Here is a 16,516-nt window from a genome sequence, read left to right as displayed (position 1 = left end):
TCTGCTAGTGCAGAATGCTCCGAAGTAAGCTAGGGAGCGCAATATCTTTTCATGCATGTCCTTCGCGCCAAGCATAGACGGCATGGAGATCAATACATCTGAAACAAAAAGGAAGTGTGCGATTATGAAAGTATCAACCGCCTGGCTGGCCGATTATATATCGCTGGAAGGGGTGACCGCAGGTGAGCTGGCGGACAAAATCACCACCGCCGGCATCGAGATTGACGGAGTAGAACGCCGCAACAAAGGAATTTCCGGGATTGTTACCGGCTATGTGAAATCCAAAGAGAAGCACCCGGATGCCGATAAGCTGAATATCTGTATCGTGGATGCAGGTCAGGGCGAGGATCTGCAGATCGTCTGCGGAGCCAAGAATGTCGCAGCGGGCCAGAAGGTTCCGGTTGCACTGGTAGGCGCCAAGCTGCCGGGCCTGGAGATCAAAAAAGCCAAGCTGCGCGGCGTGCTGTCCCAAGGGATGATCTGCTCGGCCAAAGAGCTGGGCCTCAACGACAAGCTGCTGCCCAAAGAGCTGCAGGAAGGCATTCTCGTGCTGCCTGAGCATACAGAGGTGGGCCAGGATATTCTTAAGGTGCTTGGACTGAATGACGAAATTCTTGATTTCGATCTGACGCCGAACCGTTCCGACTGCCTGAGCATGATCGGTGCTGCTTATGAAGTGAGCGCGGTGCTGGGCCGTGAGCTGAAGCTGGCTGATCCGGCTGCAGAACTCGTAGAAACAGGCGGAAAGGCTGCGGATTCTATCGCCGTGACGATCGAGAATGAAGCCTTCTGCAGCCATTATGCTGTGCGTTATATTGCCGGAGTGAAGACTGCACCGTCCCCGCTGTGGATTCAGAACCGCCTGATGGCAGCCGGAGTACGTCCGATCAACAACATTGTGGACATCACCAACTATGTGATGCTGGAATACGGACAGCCGCTGCATGCTTTTGACGGCGGGCAGTTACAGGGCGGGACCATCGGCGTACGCTTCGCCCGTGAAGGTGAAGGGCTGACGACACTTGACGGCCAGGAGCGCAAGCTGGAGCCGCAGATGCTGGTGATTGCCGACGGTTCGGGGGCGATTGGTCTGGCTGGAGTGATGGGCGGACTCTCTACAGAGGTTACCGCAGACACCGTCAATATTGTGCTGGAGTCCGCCAAGTTCGACGGGGGAACTGTACGCAAGACCTCGCGTCAGCTGGGCCTGCGCTCGGAGGCTTCCCAGCGGTTCGAGAAGGAAGTGGACCCGAACGCGGTAATCCCTGCACTGAACCGTGCGGCGGCATTGATAGCCCGGTATGCCGGGGGGGCTGTGCATGAAGGGATTGTTCAGGCCGGTGCAGTTGCGGAGCAGGAGAAGGTGCTGCAATTATCGCTGGAGAAGCTGAACCGTTATCTCGGTACGGATCTGTCGCTGCTGGAAGTGAAAACCCTCTTCGGCCGTCTGCACTTCAAGTGCGGCGATGCTGCCCAGGGAATCGTCGAGGTCCAGGTGCCGACACGGCGCGGCGACATCAGCCATGATGTCGATCTTATTGAAGAAATTGCCCGCTTGTACGGATATGATAATATTCCGACAACCTTGATCGAAGGCACCACTACACCCGGAGCGCTGACCAGACAGCAGTTCCTGCGCCGTGAGCTGCGCCGCCTGCTCTCGCTGGGCGGATACCAGGAGGTTATGGGCTATTCCTTCATTCAGCCGGAGCAGAGCAAGCTCTTCCCGATGCTGGCGGACGGCAAGCTGTCTGTGAAGCTGGCGATGCCGATGAGCGAGGAGCGCAGTGTGCTGCGCACCAGCCTGCTGCCGCAGCTGCTGGACATTGCTCTTTACAACACCAACCGCCGCCAAGGTGACCTGGCGCTGTTCGAAATCGGCAATGTATTCTTCACGGAGGAAGAAGTGCTTACCCGTCAGCCAAGCGAGCTGCCCGTACTCGGGCTGCTGCTGAGCGGCACGCGTGCCGCCAAGCAGTGGAACGTAGCGGCTGAGCCGGTGGATTTCTTCGATCTTAAGGGTGCACTGGAGACCGTATTTGAACATCTCGGCCTTACGGACCGTGTGATCTATGAGGGGGATGCCCCTGAGGGTTATCATCCGGGACGTTCGGCTTCGATCTATCTCCAGAAGGCAGAAGGCCGCATGAAGATCGGTACGATGGGCCAGCTTCATCCCGAGCTGCAGCGTCAGATGGATCTGGAGGATACTTATGTATCCGAGGTACTGCTGCAGCCTCTGTATGATGCGGCGCGTGCCGAGCTGCATTATAGCGAGCTTCACCGCTTCCCTGGCATGGAGCGGGACATTGCGGTTGTTGTGAATACCGAGGTTCCGGCAGGCCACCTGATCGCAACGATCCGTGAGCATGGCGGGACACTGCTGCAAAATGTGCAAGTCTTCGATGTCTACACAGGAGGCCAAATGGAGGCAGGCAAGAAGAGTGTAGCCCTGTCGCTGCTGTACCGCCATACCGATCATACGCTTACCGATGAAGAGGTAGTGGAGGTTCATGGCAAGGTGGTCGCTGCACTTGAACAAACTTTTGGCGCTGAATTAAGAAAATAGCAGGAATTGTGCAAAGCCGCAGCGAATCCATTTAGAAACAGAGATTCGCTGCGGCTTTTCTGTACCCTTGTGAAGTGCGGAGGTTCATGTAAATGAGTGATATGGACACGTTCTTTTGCCAAAGGTTAAGGAATAACGCTACAATAGGAGCATGAGAGTAAAGAAACCATCTAAGAATCCGCACACATACAAAGGAGGGCACAACTGTGGCTATGGACCGGACCCGTGTCGCCGTGGAGATATACGGAACTTCCTATAAGCTGGTTGGAAGCAGCACTGAATACATGAAGCAGGTTGCCCGTTATGTAGACGAGCACATGCGTGCAATATCCCAATCCCATTCCAGACTGGATACACCGCGGATTGCGGTGCTTGCAGCTGTACATATGGCTGAGCAGGCCATCCAGGTTCAGGATTTCAAGAATGAGCTGAATATGCTGACAGGTGAACGTACCGAGCTTCGGGTTGAGGTGTCACGCCTCCAGGAAGCACAGCGTGAACGGCAGGAAGAATACGAGAAGCTCGAAGCGGCGGCGAAGGAAGAGGCGGCGCGGCTGATTGCCGCTGCCGAAGAAGAACGCGCAAGGCATTTGGAGCTCCAGGAACAGGAGCGTAAGCTCCATGCACAGCTGCTGGAGGAGGAGAAGCAGGCTGCTGCTTCCGGCCGCGAGCAGCTGGTGCAGGAGCTGAAGGAACGCGAGGCAGAGCTTAAGGCGCTGCGCGAGAATCATGAAGCAGAGCAAGCCGCAAGCCGTGAGGCGGCGCGGCAGGAACTGGAAGCTGCCGAAGCCATGCGGCTGCAGCAGCTTGAAGACCTGCAGAATGCCCATCTGCAGGAATTGACGCAATTGCGCGAGACGCTGACCCGGGAGAAGACGGAGAAGTTGTCAGAACTGGAGCAGGAGCTGCTTCAGACGCGGGAGTCGATGGGCAGCGAGATCGTGGAGATCCGTACAACCTTAAGCAAGGAGCTTGCCGATACCAAGGCTGCGCTCACCAGTGAGCTTAGCGGAGAGCGGGAAGCGCTTGAGAAGGAGCTGGCCAAGAATAAGGAGCTGCGTCAGTCGCAAGGGACGCAGGAGCATAGACATAAGCAGCAGCTTCAGGAGCTGGAGAAGCAGCTTGCGGAGCTGCGCGGCGGAACCGGGCAGCTCCAGTCCCGGCTGCGTGCGGCGGAAGCCGGGCTTAAGGGGGAACGCGATGCGCGCCTGACGCTGCTTGCGCAGTACGAGGCCGTGCTGAAGCGCGAAGAGCAGCTGGGCGAAGAGCTGCGGCTTGCGGCAGAGCAAGGCCAGCAGCATAGCGAGGAGCTGGAAGAGGTACGCCAGCGTTACGGACAGGCTCAGGAGGAAGCGGCCGGGCTTAACCGCGCCCTGCAGGAGACAGCGGACAAGCTTAGCGCGGCACTTGAAGAACTGAGCACAGCCACGGAACTTGGCAATCTGCTGAATGATGAGCTGGAAGGCCTGCGCCAGCGTTATGAGCTGACCCAGGAAGAAGCGGCGGCTCTGCGCAAATCTCTGAAGGAGACAGCAGATCAGCTTAGCCGGACACAGGCAGAATTCGACCGGACGGCTGAGGAGGCGGTGTCCTGGCAGGAGCTTGCGAACAAGCATATGGAGGATATCGGCGAACTGGAGATGAACCTCTTGGAAGCCGAGGAGAAGTCGGCAGCGCTGCAGCGTGAGGTGGAGACCCTTCGCGGACAGGCCGATGGTATGGTACAGCAGCTTGACCGGGAAGCCCGGCTTCGTGACGAAGCTGAGCAGGAGGTTGCCGTTCAGCATGAGGCAGCCGAGACAGCCCGGAAGGAGCTGTCTGCGCTCCGCGGCCGTTATGAGGAGCTGATCGCCCAGTACGACGAGATCCTGCAGGATGGGGAACAGCTGAAGGAACGGTACGAGCTGCTGGAAGCCGAACGCGAGGAATCCGCGCGGCGTCTGGAAGAGCTGTACGAAGCGGGCCGTGAAGCTGCCGCAACGGTAGCAGAGCAGCAGGAAGCACTCCGCGAGACGAAGGAGTATGAAGCTTCCTGGAAGCAGAAGTACGAGGAGCTTCAGCAGCGCGAGCAGCAGTGGAGCGAGCAGGAAGCGCAGCTGCGTGAGGAGATCGAGATCTGGCAGCAGGAGGCCGGGGAAGCTGAAGCCCAGGCGGAATCGGTGAGCCGCTCGCGCAGCGAGACGGCGCAGCAGCTGGAAGAGATTGGTGAGAGCTACGAGCTTGTCCAGGGCCAGCTGCGGCTGGTTCAGGCCCAGTTCGAGATGCAGCAGAGTGAGCTGGAGAAGCTCTCCAGGGAACACCACAGTTTGCAGGCGGAATATGCCAAGCTGCAGAGTGAATATAATGAATGGATTCAACTGATCGAACAGGACAGTTGAATGGCGGATGTTTTACGAAAGGGCTGTTTTAAGCAGGAGACTGCCGGGAACAGCCCTTTTGTTGATGTCTGGTTTAGTAGATTAGGATATTCGTTAGTGATAGATAAGGTATACACGGGATACATACAACCAAGAGTAAGTTTATTTGGAACTGACAAGCTTGCAGGACAAATTTGCTCTAAGTCAGGAGACCTGCTGAGTCCAACGGAATTGGGGTAAAGGCAGAATTAGAGACTAGATAGACCAGAGGCGAGAATGAGGGGCAGAAGTGCACTTGAATCCGTCGAAAGTGGGCAGTAGGCGGGAATGAGGAGTAGAAGTGCACCTGAATCCGTCGAACGTGAGCGGTAGGCGGCAATGAGGAGCAGAAGTGCACCTGAATTGGCTGGAAGTAGCTAGGGAGCGCGAATGGAGAGTAATAGTGCACCTGAACTGGCCGGAAGTAGCTAGGAGGCGGAGGTGGAGAGCAAAAAAGTGAAACTGAATCCGTCGAAAGTGGGCAGCAGGCAGGAACTAAGAAGAGGAGAGGGATAAATCCCTCTGAATATGCCGGAAGAAGGCGCAACGGGGAAATGGGAGGGATAAATCCCTCTGAATCAGCCAGAAGTAGGCGTGACGGAGAAATGAGAGGGATAAATCCCTTTGAATGGGTCGGAAGTAGGCGCAACGGGGAAATGGGAGGGATGAATCCCTTTGAAATCGCCCGAAGCAGGCTGGACTGCGATAGGTTCAACGTCTGGTGTGAGGCTTATTTTACCACTAGCTAGTTTTAGCCGCCGATTATGCTATTCTCATAAATCAACTGTTGCAACCGTTTACAACTGGGCTGGGATAGGGGTAAACACGGAATGTTGGAGTAAACACGGAATGTTGATGTAAATACGGGTATGGTTGTAACCAATGAATGTAGGTGTGAAGTAACCAAGAGATATGTATGTAACGAAGAAAAACGGGTTGTGGTAATAGGAGACTTATATTGTGCTATTAAAGTTCGGTATGTGCTATCAAAGTTCAGTTGTGCTATCAAGGTTCGGTTGCCTACAAGGTTCGGTTTCGCTACCAACGTGTGGTTTGTGCTACCAAGGTGTATTGTGCTACCAAAGTGTGGGTTGCAGTAACCAAGAGCTGTACGCTGAGACGAACAAAGGATGTTGGCTGAGGTGAGGGAGATGGATAAGAAATGGGTCAGCGGCGTGGGGGTGATTGTGCTTTTTGTGCTGCTGGCGTATCTGTTTATGGGGTTCGCGCGTCATTCGGCCCGGATGGGCAATATCGTCAAGGAATTAAGCGGGCGTCCCAGCGGGAACAGTCCAGGTTATCATATTGTGCTGATTGAACAGGAGCGGTATCACCCGTACTGGGAGATGGTCGAGAAGGGGGCGAAGGAGGCCGCAGAGAAATACGGGATGGATATCGAATTTACAGGACCGGTGCGCAATAACATGGAAGAGCAGATCAGTCTGCTGGAAAAAGCGATTGCCGCTCAGGTGGATGCCATCATCGTGCAGGGGCTCAACGACGAGAAGTTCACTCCGGTGATTGATAAAGCGGTCAACCGGGGGATTCCGGTGATTACGATAGATACCGATGCTCCGGCCAGCCGCCGGCTGGCTTATGTGGGGACCGACAATGTCGCTGCAGGCGAGGCGCTCGGACGTATGGTGGTGCAGACTACCGGCGGTAAAGGCAAGATCGGCGTCATCATCGGCAGCGAGCTGGCCAAAAACCAGCTTCAGCGGCTGGACGGCCTGCGGAATATTGTGAAGAGCTACAGCGGCATGGAGATTGTCGATGTCCGCAGCTCGAACATCTCACACATGGAGGCGATCCAGCAGGCGGCGGATATGCTGCGCTTCCATCCGGAGATTGATGTGATGGTCGGCACCAGTTCAACGGATGCGCTTGGTGTTCTGCAGGCTTCAAGGAGCCTGAAGCGCGGGGACCTGACCATTATCGGATTCGATAACCAGGCGGAGACGCTGGATGCCATCAGCCGTGGGGATATCGCAGCCACTGTTGCACAGCAGCCTTATCTTATGGGGGATATGGCGGTCCGGCTGCTGCATCAGTATTTTGCGGGAGTTCAATTGCAGCCGAGGTATTACACCGGAGTGAAGGTGCTGGATAAGTCCAATGTGCAGGAGGGAGAGAGCCTATGAGTATCCGCCTGAAGCTGCTGATTTGTATTCCGCTGCTGGTGCTGCTGATGAGTTCGGTGTCCTTTGTGCTGTTTGAGAGTGGAAAAAATGTGCAGGAGAGCTACCATCTGATGATGAACCGGATCATGCTGTACAAGGAAGTGTCCTATGAGGTTGGAGAGAATATGCGCTCCTTGAACCGCTTCATTATGCAGGTCGATACGGACAGCTTCCCGGAGGTGGAGAAGCATCTGGGCGCAGTGCGGGAGCTGCGCGGCAGGCTGGACGGGATGGCGACCATCGGGGGAAGCGGTCTTCCGCTGATGAACTACAGCCATATCATTGATACGTTTCTGGAGCAGGCCGGGCAGATGATTACAGAAATTGACGGCAAGGATTCCAATACACTGGCCGGCGCCTATATCGAAGCAGAGCAGACGCAGCGGTTCATCCGGGAGGAGGCGCAGGAGCTGGTTGATCTTGAGCTGGACCAGTACAAGCCGATCTACGGGGAGATCATGTCCACGACAGCGAAGCTGAACCGGATGGGCAGCCTGCTGGTGATCACCGCCGCGCTGCTTAGCATCTGTATGGCCGTCTGGCTGTCCAGCAGCATCACCGGACCGATCCGCCGCCTGGTGGCAACGGCGAAACAGATCTCCAAGGGACGGATGGATACCAAGGCGCCGGAGAGCGTCAATAACGATGAGATCAGCATTCTGTGCCGCGCTTTTAACGGGATGATCGACAATATCCAGGAGCTGATGAAGGAGAATATCAAGAGTGCGGAGAAGGACCGTCTGGTCAAGGAGCTGGAGCTGAAGATGCTGCAGAGCCAGATCAATCCGCATTTCCTATTCAATACGCTGAATTCCATCGCCAAGCTTGCGTATCTTGAAGGGGCGGCGAGAACCAGTGATCTGACTGTGTCGGTATCACGGCTGCTTAGGTATAACCTGCAAAAGCTGGATCAGGCGGTTCCGCTGCGCGAGGAGGTGGAGCATGTGAACGAGTATATTAATATTCAGCGGGCCCGCTTCCGTGACCGGATCGCCTTCGAGATGGAGATTGATGAGGAGGCGATGGCCGGAATGGTGCCGTGTCTGACGCTGCAGCCCATCTTCGAGAATGCCTTCGTTCACGGTCTGGAACAAATGGAGGAAGGGGGCGTATTGTCGCTGTCGATCCGCTACCGGAGCGGGCAGGTGGACATCAAGATCAGCGATAACGGAGCCGGCATGAACCGCGAGACTGTAGCCAGGCTAATGGGATCGATTCAGGAGGAAGCTCCGTCATTCAGCGGCAAAGGCCAGTCTACCGGGCTGGGTACCCATAATGTATTCAAAAGGCTGCATCTCTTCTTCGACGGCCAGCAGCTGATTGAGATCAACAGCCGTGAGGGGCAGGGGACGGCTGTGCTGTTCAGATTACCGTTCCGCCCGTCGGCCTAGAGGGCAGAAGAGAAAGGGGAGGCGATAAGGATGTACAAGCTGCTGATCGCAGATGATGAGGCGCTGGAGCGGGAAGGGCTGGAGCTGATGATCCGGCATATTTTGCCTGATCAATTCGAATTCCTGCATGCCGAGAACGGCCGCAAGGCGATTCAGCTTGCCGAGGAGCACCGGCCGGATATGGTCTTCATGGATATTAAGATGCCGGGCATTCAGGGACTGGAAGCGGTGCGGCAGATTCTGGAGAAGCTGCCCGCCACGCAGATTGTAATGATTACTGCCCATGACTACTTCTCTTATGCCAAGGAAGGGCTGCTGCTGGGCGTGCGCGACTATCTGCTGAAGCCCGCCAGACGCGAAGAGGTAGCGGAGGTGCTGAGACAACTGATTGCGGTCATCCAGGAGGAGAGGCGCCGCAGGAATGAGCAGCTGGAGCTGGAGGAGAAGCTGGCCCATCTGCTGCCGCTGGCCGAGAACGAGCTGACCCTGATGCTGATGCTGGAGCATGTGCAGGATCTGGAGCCGCAGCAGCTTGCGGGTCTGCTGGATATACAAGTAAGCAAAGGGTATGCGATGGTCCTGTCGTTCCCCCGGCCCGGGGGAGCCGCCTGGGAGGAATTCCGGCTGGTGAGGCGCGAGATCTATGAGGCGGTCAAGCAGTTCGCCCGGACGGGGCTAAGCTGCCTGGCCGGGCCGCTGATCGGGCATCAGCTGGCGCTGTTCATCCCCTTGCCGCCGGGACGGAGCGGATATTCCCAGCGTGTCAGCTCGCTGGACTTAGGGGAGCGGCTCCGGGGGTATGTCGGGCAGCGCTTCGGACTGCCCGTCAGCATTGGCATCGGCTCAATCCGTGAAGGCTGGGACGGACTTAGCCGGTCTTACCGGGAAGCCGTCCGGGTATGTGCAGATCACCATGATTCGTTCACGGTCCACCACTATGATGATATTATCCAGAGCTCGGGGCAGTCGGCTGTCTCTCTGGATGAGGAGAAGAAGCTGCTGGATGCCGTACTTCAGCGCAGCAAGCAGGAGGCTATAGAGCGGTTCGGCAGGTTGTATGCTTATTTCGAGCAGGGTGGAGAGCAGCCGCTTCCCGCCCTGCGCGGAGAGGTAACCGGCCTGCTGCTGTTCCTGGCCAGGAGCGTTCACTCTGTAGCCGGTGCGGAGATTCTGGCTTCCTTGAATGCTGCGGAAGATCCCGTCTCCCTGAGGCTAAGCGCAGAGTCCTGGGTGGAGCGGCTGATCGACAGCCTGGAGGAGGAACAGGAGCATAACCGTTCCCATGTCCATCAGCGGGCGCTGCTCTATATCAGCCAGCAGTATAAAGAGGATATTTCCATGGAGCAGACGGCGGAGTATGTGAACTTAAGCCCGCATTATTTCAGTAAATTGTTCCGGCAGCATGAAGGGGAGACCTTCATCGACTATGTCACACGCCTGAGAATCAATGAGGCGAAACGCCTGATCGCCGGGGAGCAGTTGAACCTGAAGGAGATTTGCTATGAGGTAGGCTACAAGGACCCGAATTATTTCAGCCGGGTCTTCAAGAAGGCGACCGGGATGACGCCCAGCGAATTCCGCCAGCAGCATGAGAAGCAGGGTCCTTGCTAAGTGAGCAAGGACTTTTTTGTGCTGAACCCCCGGATTATCCTATGAAAGCCGGAGGGAAGAATTACATTACAGCAGAGCGTACCGGAGTGCGGGTGGAAGGCAAAAAAGTGCAGGGAATCGCAGCTCCAGGCCAGGATTTTCCATGCTACACTTCTCATGTAAGCGCAATCAAATATAGGGTATGAAAAGGGGCGTAGGGCAGAGTGAGAAAATATGGAAGAGCAATTTCCCTGGGGCTGGCAGCGTTAGTGCTGGCGGCGTCAATGGCGGGCTGCGGTGTGGTCTCAAGCGGTGACAATCAGAAGAAGGAACCGGCAGGCGCTGCCAAGGACGGGGATAAAATTGTCATCGGCATGTCCATGGACACGTTGAAGGAGGAACGCTGGCAGAAGGACCGGGATATCTTCACCGCGAAGGTGGAGGAGTTGGGCGGTGAAGTGAAGGTGCTGGCTGCCAACGGCGATGATGCTACCCAGTTAAGCCAGGCGGAGCAACTGATCTCCCAGGGTGTAGATGTGCTGGTGGTCATTGCCCATAATGCAGAAGCTACCGCTCCTATTGTAGAGAAGGCCCACAAGGAAGGCATCAAGGTCATTGCCTATGACCGGCTGATCAACAATGCCGAGGTGGATTATTATATCTCATTCGATAATGTGCGTGTCGGAGAATTCCAGGCTCAGGCAGTCATTGATCAAGCCCCGAAAGGCAACATCGTCTATATCGGCGGTGCGGACACGGATAACAACGCTCACATGTTCAAGGAGGGAGCGATGAATATTCTGAAGCCGCTTGAGGAGAAGGGCGATATCAAAATCGTCTACGACCAGTTCTCCAAGGACTGGAAGCCGGAAGAAGCGCTGAAGAATATGGAGAATGCGCTGACCGCGAACAATAATGATGTTCAAGGGGTAGTAGCAGCCAATGACGGGACAGCAGGCGGCTCGATCCAGGCGCTTACGGCGCAGGGGATGGCTGGCAAGATTCCGGTATCCGGCCAGGATGCCGACCTTGCCGCTGTGCAGCGGATCGCTGAAGGTACCCAGCTCATGACGGTCTACAAGCCGATCAACGCGATAGCAACCAAGGCTGCAGAGATGGCGGTAGCGGCTGCCAAGGGCGATAGTATTTCCACTGAAAAGACAGTTAACAACGGTAAAATTGATGTTCCTTCTGTGCTGCTTGATCCGCTGGCAGTGAATAAGGATAACCTCGATGTGCTGATCAAGGACGGGTTCCACAAGCTTGAGGAGGTCTACAAGAACGTTCCGAAGGACCAGTGGCCGAAACAATAAGGGCGGCCTGAACGGCAAGCAGATGCGGCGCCCGTGGCGTTACCGCATCTGCTTGCCGGTTCAAGGGCCGGAAGGGAGAACGGCAGGCATGGATGTACTTGAAATGGTGGAGATCAGCAAGAGCTTCCCCGGCGTGAAGGCACTGGATCATGTGAACTTCAAGGTCAAGCAAGGGGAGATTCACGCCTTATGCGGTGAGAACGGTGCGGGCAAATCCACACTGATGAAAGTGCTCAGCGGATTGTACCCTGCGGGGACATACGAAGGCGAAATCCGCATAGGCGGGGAGAAGAAGGCCTTTCATAAAATTACGGATGCGGAGCATGCCGGGATTGCGATCATTCACCAGGAGCTTGCGCTTGTGAAGGAGATGACGGTCGGCGAGAATATTTTCCTGGGTGCAGAGCCGGTGAAGCGCGGGGCCATCCAGTGGAATGAGCTGTACCATCAGGCTTCGCTGTGGCTGAAGAAGGTCGGGCTGAATCTGTCGCCGGACACGAAGATCGGCAATCTCGGCATCGGCCAGCAGCAGCTCGTGGAGATCGCCAAGGCGCTCTCCAAGCATACCAGGATTCTGATTCTGGACGAACCGACGGCGGCTCTGACCGAGAGTGAGGTGTCCATCCTGATGGACATTCTGCACCAGCTGCGGCGCGAAGGCGTTACCTGTGTCTATATCTCGCACAAAATGCCCGAGGTGTTCGCGCTGGCCGATTCGATCACCGTGCTGCGGGACGGGCGGACTGTGGCGACGCTGGACCGCAAGGCGACCAACGACGACCAGATCGTCTCGCTGATGGTCGGCCGTGAGCTGACAGAACGTTATCCGCGGGTGAAGCATTCACCGGGTGACAAGGTGCTTGAGGTTAAGGATTACACGGTGTGGCACCCGGAGAAGCGCCATCAGACGGTGCTGCGAGACATTGAATTCACGCTGCGCAAGGGCGAGATACTGGGCATTGCCGGATTGATGGGAGCGGGACGGACGGAACTGGTCAGCAGTCTGTTCGGCGCTTATGGAGGACGGTCGGAAGGTACGGTGCTGATCGAAGGCAAGGCCATTAAGATCCGCTCCATTGCCGAAGCGATCAAGGCGGGAATTGCCCTGGTCACGGAAGACCGCAAACGCCAGGGGCTGGTCATGGGAATGGATGTCAAACGCAATACCACTTTAGCCACACTGGGCAAAGTCGCCCGGCTGGGAGTCCTTAATGAGAATGAGGAGATTAAGTGGGCGGACCGGTATGTGCACGATCTGAAGACCAAAACAGCATCGCTGGAGACGCCGGTGGGCACGCTGTCCGGGGGGAACCAGCAGAAGGTGGTCATCGGCAAATGGCTGATGAGTGATCCCAAAATACTGATTATGGACGAACCTACCCGGGGCATCGACGTCGGGGCGAAGTACGAAATATATCATTTGATGAATCAGCTTGTGGAGCAGGGAGTAGCGATTATTATGATCTCTTCGGAGCTTCCGGAGGTGCTGGGCATGAGCGACCGGATTCTGGTGATGTGCGAAGGGCAGTTTGTACGGGAATATGATTGGCGGGAAGCCACGCAGGAGAATATTATGCTGGCCGCTACGGGAGGTAGATAGAGATGCAGCTGCAAAAAGAGGGTAAGGAACCGGCAGCGGTTCCGGCAGCCGGAGGATCGCGCTTACGCGGCTTGTTCGGCAAAATGGATATGCGTGCCTATACGATGGTGGGGGCACTGATTCTGATCTGGGTGCTGTTCGGAATGCTGAATCCGACCTTCCTGACCTCGCGGAATCTGTCCAATCTGTTCACACAGATGTCAGTGACCTCTATTCTGGCCATCGGCATGGTGCTGGTCATCGTGGCCGGGCATATCGACCTGTCTGTCGGCTCTATCGTGGGGCTGACCGGCGGGATGGCGGCGATTCTCAGCAATTGGCTGGAGCTGCCCGCGATTGTGGTTATTCTGGGTACCCTGGCCGCCGGTGCGGTGCTGGGTCTGATTCAGGGCTGGCTGGTGGCGTATAAAATGATTCCCGCCTTCATCGTCACCCTCGGCGGGATGATGGTCTTCCGCGGGGTGCTGATGGGCGTGACCGAGTCGATGACCATTCCGGTATCCGACCCGGTGCTGGCCTTGCTCGGCAATGCTTATTTTGCCCCGGGCTTCGGGATCATCCTGGGGGTAGCTGCCGTGGCTCTGCTGCTCTGGAGCGCGTTCACGAAACGCCGCTCCCGCAAGAAATACGGCTTCGTCATTGCCCCGCTGGGCCTGGATATCGCCAAGGTAGCGGGACTGTCACTGCTGGTGGTGGTTTTTGTAGCCTTAATGAACAATTACAAAGGGATTCCGTTCCCGATTATCTTCGTCATCGTGCTGGCGGCGATCTTCTACTTCTTGTCCACCAAAACTACGTTCGGACGCCATATTTATGCCATAGGCGGCAATATTGAAGCCGCGCGCCTCTCCGGGATCAACATCAAGCGCAAGTCGATGCTGATCTTCGTACTCAGCGGGCTGCTCGGCTCCATCGCCGCGATCGTGCTGACCTCGCGGCTGGCTTCGGCTACCATCACCGCCGGGAACATGGCGGAGATGGATGCGATTGCCGCCTGCGTCATTGGCGGCACCTCCCTGATGGGAGGAGCAGGAACCGTTATTGGCGCCATCATCGGGGCGCTGGTAATGACCTCGCTCGATAACGGAATGTCGCTGATGGGACTGGAATCCTTCTGGCAGTACGTGGTCAAAGGCTCAATCCTGGTCATTGCCGTCTGGCTGGACATTTCAGGCCGCAGCAAGGGTGTGAGATAGCAGGAGCTTCAGAATAAAAAGCCGGTAAGGATCATATCCTTGCCGGCTTTTTCCAAATATAAAAATGTACTTGCAACTACTTAAGGCGTCTATTCCACGATGATCTTGGCGCTCATCCCGCTGTGGCCGGAGCCGCACATGATCGCACAGGTCATCTCGAAGGTTCCGGCCTCTTCGGGAACAATGACCTGGGAGGAATCCTTCGCATCCAGCCGCAGCTTCATCTCGGGCACCAGGATGCCGTGGTTCCCGGTTTCATTTTTGAACGTGATTTTGACGGGCACGCCTTTTTTGAGGTGATATTCTTCCTGGTCGAAGCTGTAATTCGTTGCTGTAATAATGAGCTCTTCATCAGCCGTCAGTTCGGTATCGGCCGCTGTGCCCTTAGCGTTCTCAGTGCTGCTGCCGCCGGAATTCGCTCCGCAGGCCGTAAGCAGAAGAGCAAATAAGATAAAATAAAGAATAGCTGACTTTCTGATCCTAACCATCCCCCTTGAGAATTGTGAGCAATTGACATTAAGCATAGCCTAAATCTGCCGAATTGTCTCGGGGAAAACCTTGTCGAAATTTGCAGAAATATGATGCAAAATAGTTTAAAATTTAATATAATTAAGTCTGTTATAATTAAAATTTTATCTTATCTGGCGAGAAGAAGTAGGGGATTCAGATCATTATTGATTACGCCTTGCAAAGTGCAGAGAAATGGCACCGGAGAATACTGAGCGGATACTGGATTATCGTGTTGTGTCTGCTCATCGCCCAGTTCCTCTATATGCAGTACTCCCGCTCTATTGGAATGGAGAGTATTTTCGGTTCCGGCAACGGGCATATGTTCGCCGCCTGTAACCTGATGATACTCATGGCTATGGCCTCTGCCGAGATCTGGCTGCGCCGCTCCCAGGATCATCATAAGCAGGCGGTAGTGATTTGCGGTTTCATCGTTTCCTATCTGATGTATTTTGTGCTGGAGCCTTATGTAGACGGTGCACAGATGACAGTAATGATGCCGATTATGATTGCCCTGATCTATTTCGACCAGCGGATGCTCTACACGCTTGGGGTGTTCAGCACCCTATTCTACGCCGTGATTTATTTCGGGCTGGAACGGCCGGTGCTCGGCAAGCCGCTCCTGGAGTTTCTGCTGGTGGAGTGTGTATATATCGTATTTGCCCTGATGGCGCAGGCGGTAATCATCCGGGGCCGCGAGACCCGCGAGTATCTGGAGCAGCTCACCAAGTCAGAGCAAGAGCTCGTGGTGGAGCGGGCCATCTCTGACAAGCTGCTGAAGATGGACGCGCTGACCGGCCTGTATAATCACAAGTCGTTTCATGAATATCTGGATTCGCTCCTGGAGCAGTGTGAGAGCAACAGGCTGAGGCTGCAGCTGGCCCTGTTTGATATTGATAATTTCAAATGTGTAAATGATACGTACGGTCACTGGGTCGGCGATCTTGTCCTCAAGGAAGTGGCGGCGAAGGTGAACAGCCTGATTGGGCTGAATGATTTTGCGGCCAGATACGGCGGGGAAGAATTCGCGGTGATTTTTACGGATAAAAGCTATCAGGAGACCTATGCTGCGGTTGAGGAAATGCGGAGGAGCATCGCCGCGATGACCCATCCTTATGCCGGAAACAAGCCGATCACGGTCAGTATCGGGTTGTGCCATTATCAGCTTGGAGACGGCAAGGAACAGCTGTTCCGCAAGACGGATGATGCCCTGTATACAGCCAAGCGGGGCGGGAAAAATGCGGTTGTTACTTCTTCTGCAGCTCCTGGCGAATTCCTTAACCTTACAAAAAACCCCCAATTGCCGGTATAATCCGGGAGCTGGGGGTTTTGTTGTCTGCACTGGCTTAAGCCGCGCGGCTATTTGCCGGCTTCGAACGGAGTGGATACCGGCAGGAACAGGTCGATGATCCCGATGACCAGGGCTGCAAGCAAGGCGCCGAGGACGGAGACACTGACACCGCTGACGACAAATTGGGCAATCCAGATAACCAGGGCGCTGACCAGGAAGCCGACGATACCGCGGCCGAAGGGCGTTGTTTTTTTGCCGAAAATACCTTCAACTACCCATCCGAGCAGAGCGATAACCAGAGCAAGCAGGAATGCGCTCCAGAATCCTCCAACCGTGAACTGCGGGACAATCCAGCCGACCACCATCAGGACGATGGCTGCGACTATAAAACGAACCACATGACCTAAGAATCTCAATGAACTAACCTCCTTTGGCGTTCGCTTAAGGATATGTGCGTTGTTATTGTGGCCTTCCTTCGTTTTT

The 16,516-nt window shown here is 55.6% G+C and carries 11 protein-coding genes; 9 read left to right on the top strand and 2 right to left on the bottom strand.

The annotated features are described in order from the left end of the window. Nucleotides 1-124: 124 nt before the first annotated feature. The 8 genes from pheT to HQN87_RS23135 all read left to right on the top strand — a co-directional run bounded on the left by pheT (nt 125) and on the right by HQN87_RS23135 (nt 14,235). Nucleotides 125-2,569, top strand: a complete 2,445-nt coding sequence (gene pheT, locus HQN87_RS23170; RefSeq protein WP_173138105.1) for a phenylalanine--tRNA ligase subunit beta — start codon at nt 125-127, stop codon at nt 2,567-2,569. Nucleotides 2,570-2,781: 212 nt separating this feature from the next. Then, nucleotides 2,782-4,947: a hypothetical protein gene (locus tag HQN87_RS23165; protein WP_436836490.1), complete on the top strand. Its 2,166-nt coding sequence runs from the start codon at nt 2,782-2,784 to the stop codon at nt 4,945-4,947. A 1,169-nt stretch (nt 4,948-6,116) separates the two neighbouring features. Continuing rightward, nucleotides 6,117-7,106 (top strand): sugar-binding protein, encoded by a 990-nt coding sequence (locus tag HQN87_RS23160; protein WP_173138101.1) that lies wholly within the window; start codon nt 6,117-6,119, stop codon nt 7,104-7,106. Continuing rightward, nucleotides 7,103-8,536 carry a sensor histidine kinase gene (locus HQN87_RS23155; protein ID WP_173138099.1) on the top strand — a complete coding sequence of 478 codons (1,434 nt, stop codon included), beginning with the start codon at nt 7,103-7,105 and terminating at the stop codon, nt 8,534-8,536. Before HQN87_RS23160 ends, HQN87_RS23155 begins: the two co-directional genes overlap by 4 nt. A gap of 30 nt (nt 8,537-8,566) precedes the next feature. Then, nucleotides 8,567-10,147, top strand: a complete 1,581-nt coding sequence (locus tag HQN87_RS23150) for a helix-turn-helix domain-containing protein (RefSeq protein ID WP_173138097.1) — start codon at nt 8,567-8,569, stop codon at nt 10,145-10,147. A 263-nt stretch (nt 10,148-10,410) separates the two neighbouring features. After that, nucleotides 10,411-11,439: a D-xylose ABC transporter substrate-binding protein gene (gene xylF / locus HQN87_RS23145; RefSeq protein WP_173138231.1), complete on the top strand. Its 1,029-nt coding sequence runs from the start codon at nt 10,411-10,413 to the stop codon at nt 11,437-11,439. An 88-nt stretch (nt 11,440-11,527) separates the two neighbouring features. Then, nucleotides 11,528-13,039 (top strand): xylose ABC transporter ATP-binding protein, encoded by a 1,512-nt coding sequence (locus HQN87_RS23140; protein ID WP_173138095.1) that lies wholly within the window; start codon nt 11,528-11,530, stop codon nt 13,037-13,039. Between the two features lie 2 nt (nt 13,040-13,041). Continuing rightward, nucleotides 13,042-14,235: a sugar ABC transporter permease gene (locus HQN87_RS23135; protein WP_173138094.1), complete on the top strand. Its 1,194-nt coding sequence runs from the start codon at nt 13,042-13,044 to the stop codon at nt 14,233-14,235. 89 nt (nt 14,236-14,324) lie between these two features. On the opposite strand, the gene HQN87_RS23130 is transcribed toward HQN87_RS23135, so the two are convergent. After that, nucleotides 14,325-14,723 (bottom strand): cupredoxin domain-containing protein, encoded by a 399-nt coding sequence (locus HQN87_RS23130; RefSeq protein ID WP_216857417.1) that lies wholly within the window; start codon nt 14,721-14,723, stop codon nt 14,325-14,327. Nucleotides 14,724-14,920: 197 nt separating this feature from the next. Between HQN87_RS23130 and HQN87_RS23125 the strand changes: the two genes are divergently transcribed. Then, on the top strand, nt 14,921-16,054 hold the full coding sequence (locus tag HQN87_RS23125) for a GGDEF domain-containing protein (protein ID WP_173138092.1): 1,134 nt from the start codon (nt 14,921-14,923) through the stop codon (nt 16,052-16,054). 47 nt (nt 16,055-16,101) lie between these two features. On the opposite strand, the gene HQN87_RS23120 is transcribed toward HQN87_RS23125, so the two are convergent. Next, nucleotides 16,102-16,449 (bottom strand): phage holin family protein, encoded by a 348-nt coding sequence (locus tag HQN87_RS23120; protein WP_173138090.1) that lies wholly within the window; start codon nt 16,447-16,449, stop codon nt 16,102-16,104. Between the last annotated feature and the right edge of the window lie 67 nt (nt 16,450-16,516).

The sequence above is a fragment of the Paenibacillus tritici genome (genome assembly GCF_013204885.1).
In the GTDB taxonomy this organism is placed as follows: Bacteria; Bacillota; Bacilli; order Paenibacillales; family Paenibacillaceae; genus Paenibacillus_AQ; species Paenibacillus_AQ tritici.
The sequence above is the reverse complement of the archived record's forward strand: the minus strand, read 5'-3'. Positions and strand labels throughout refer to the sequence as shown.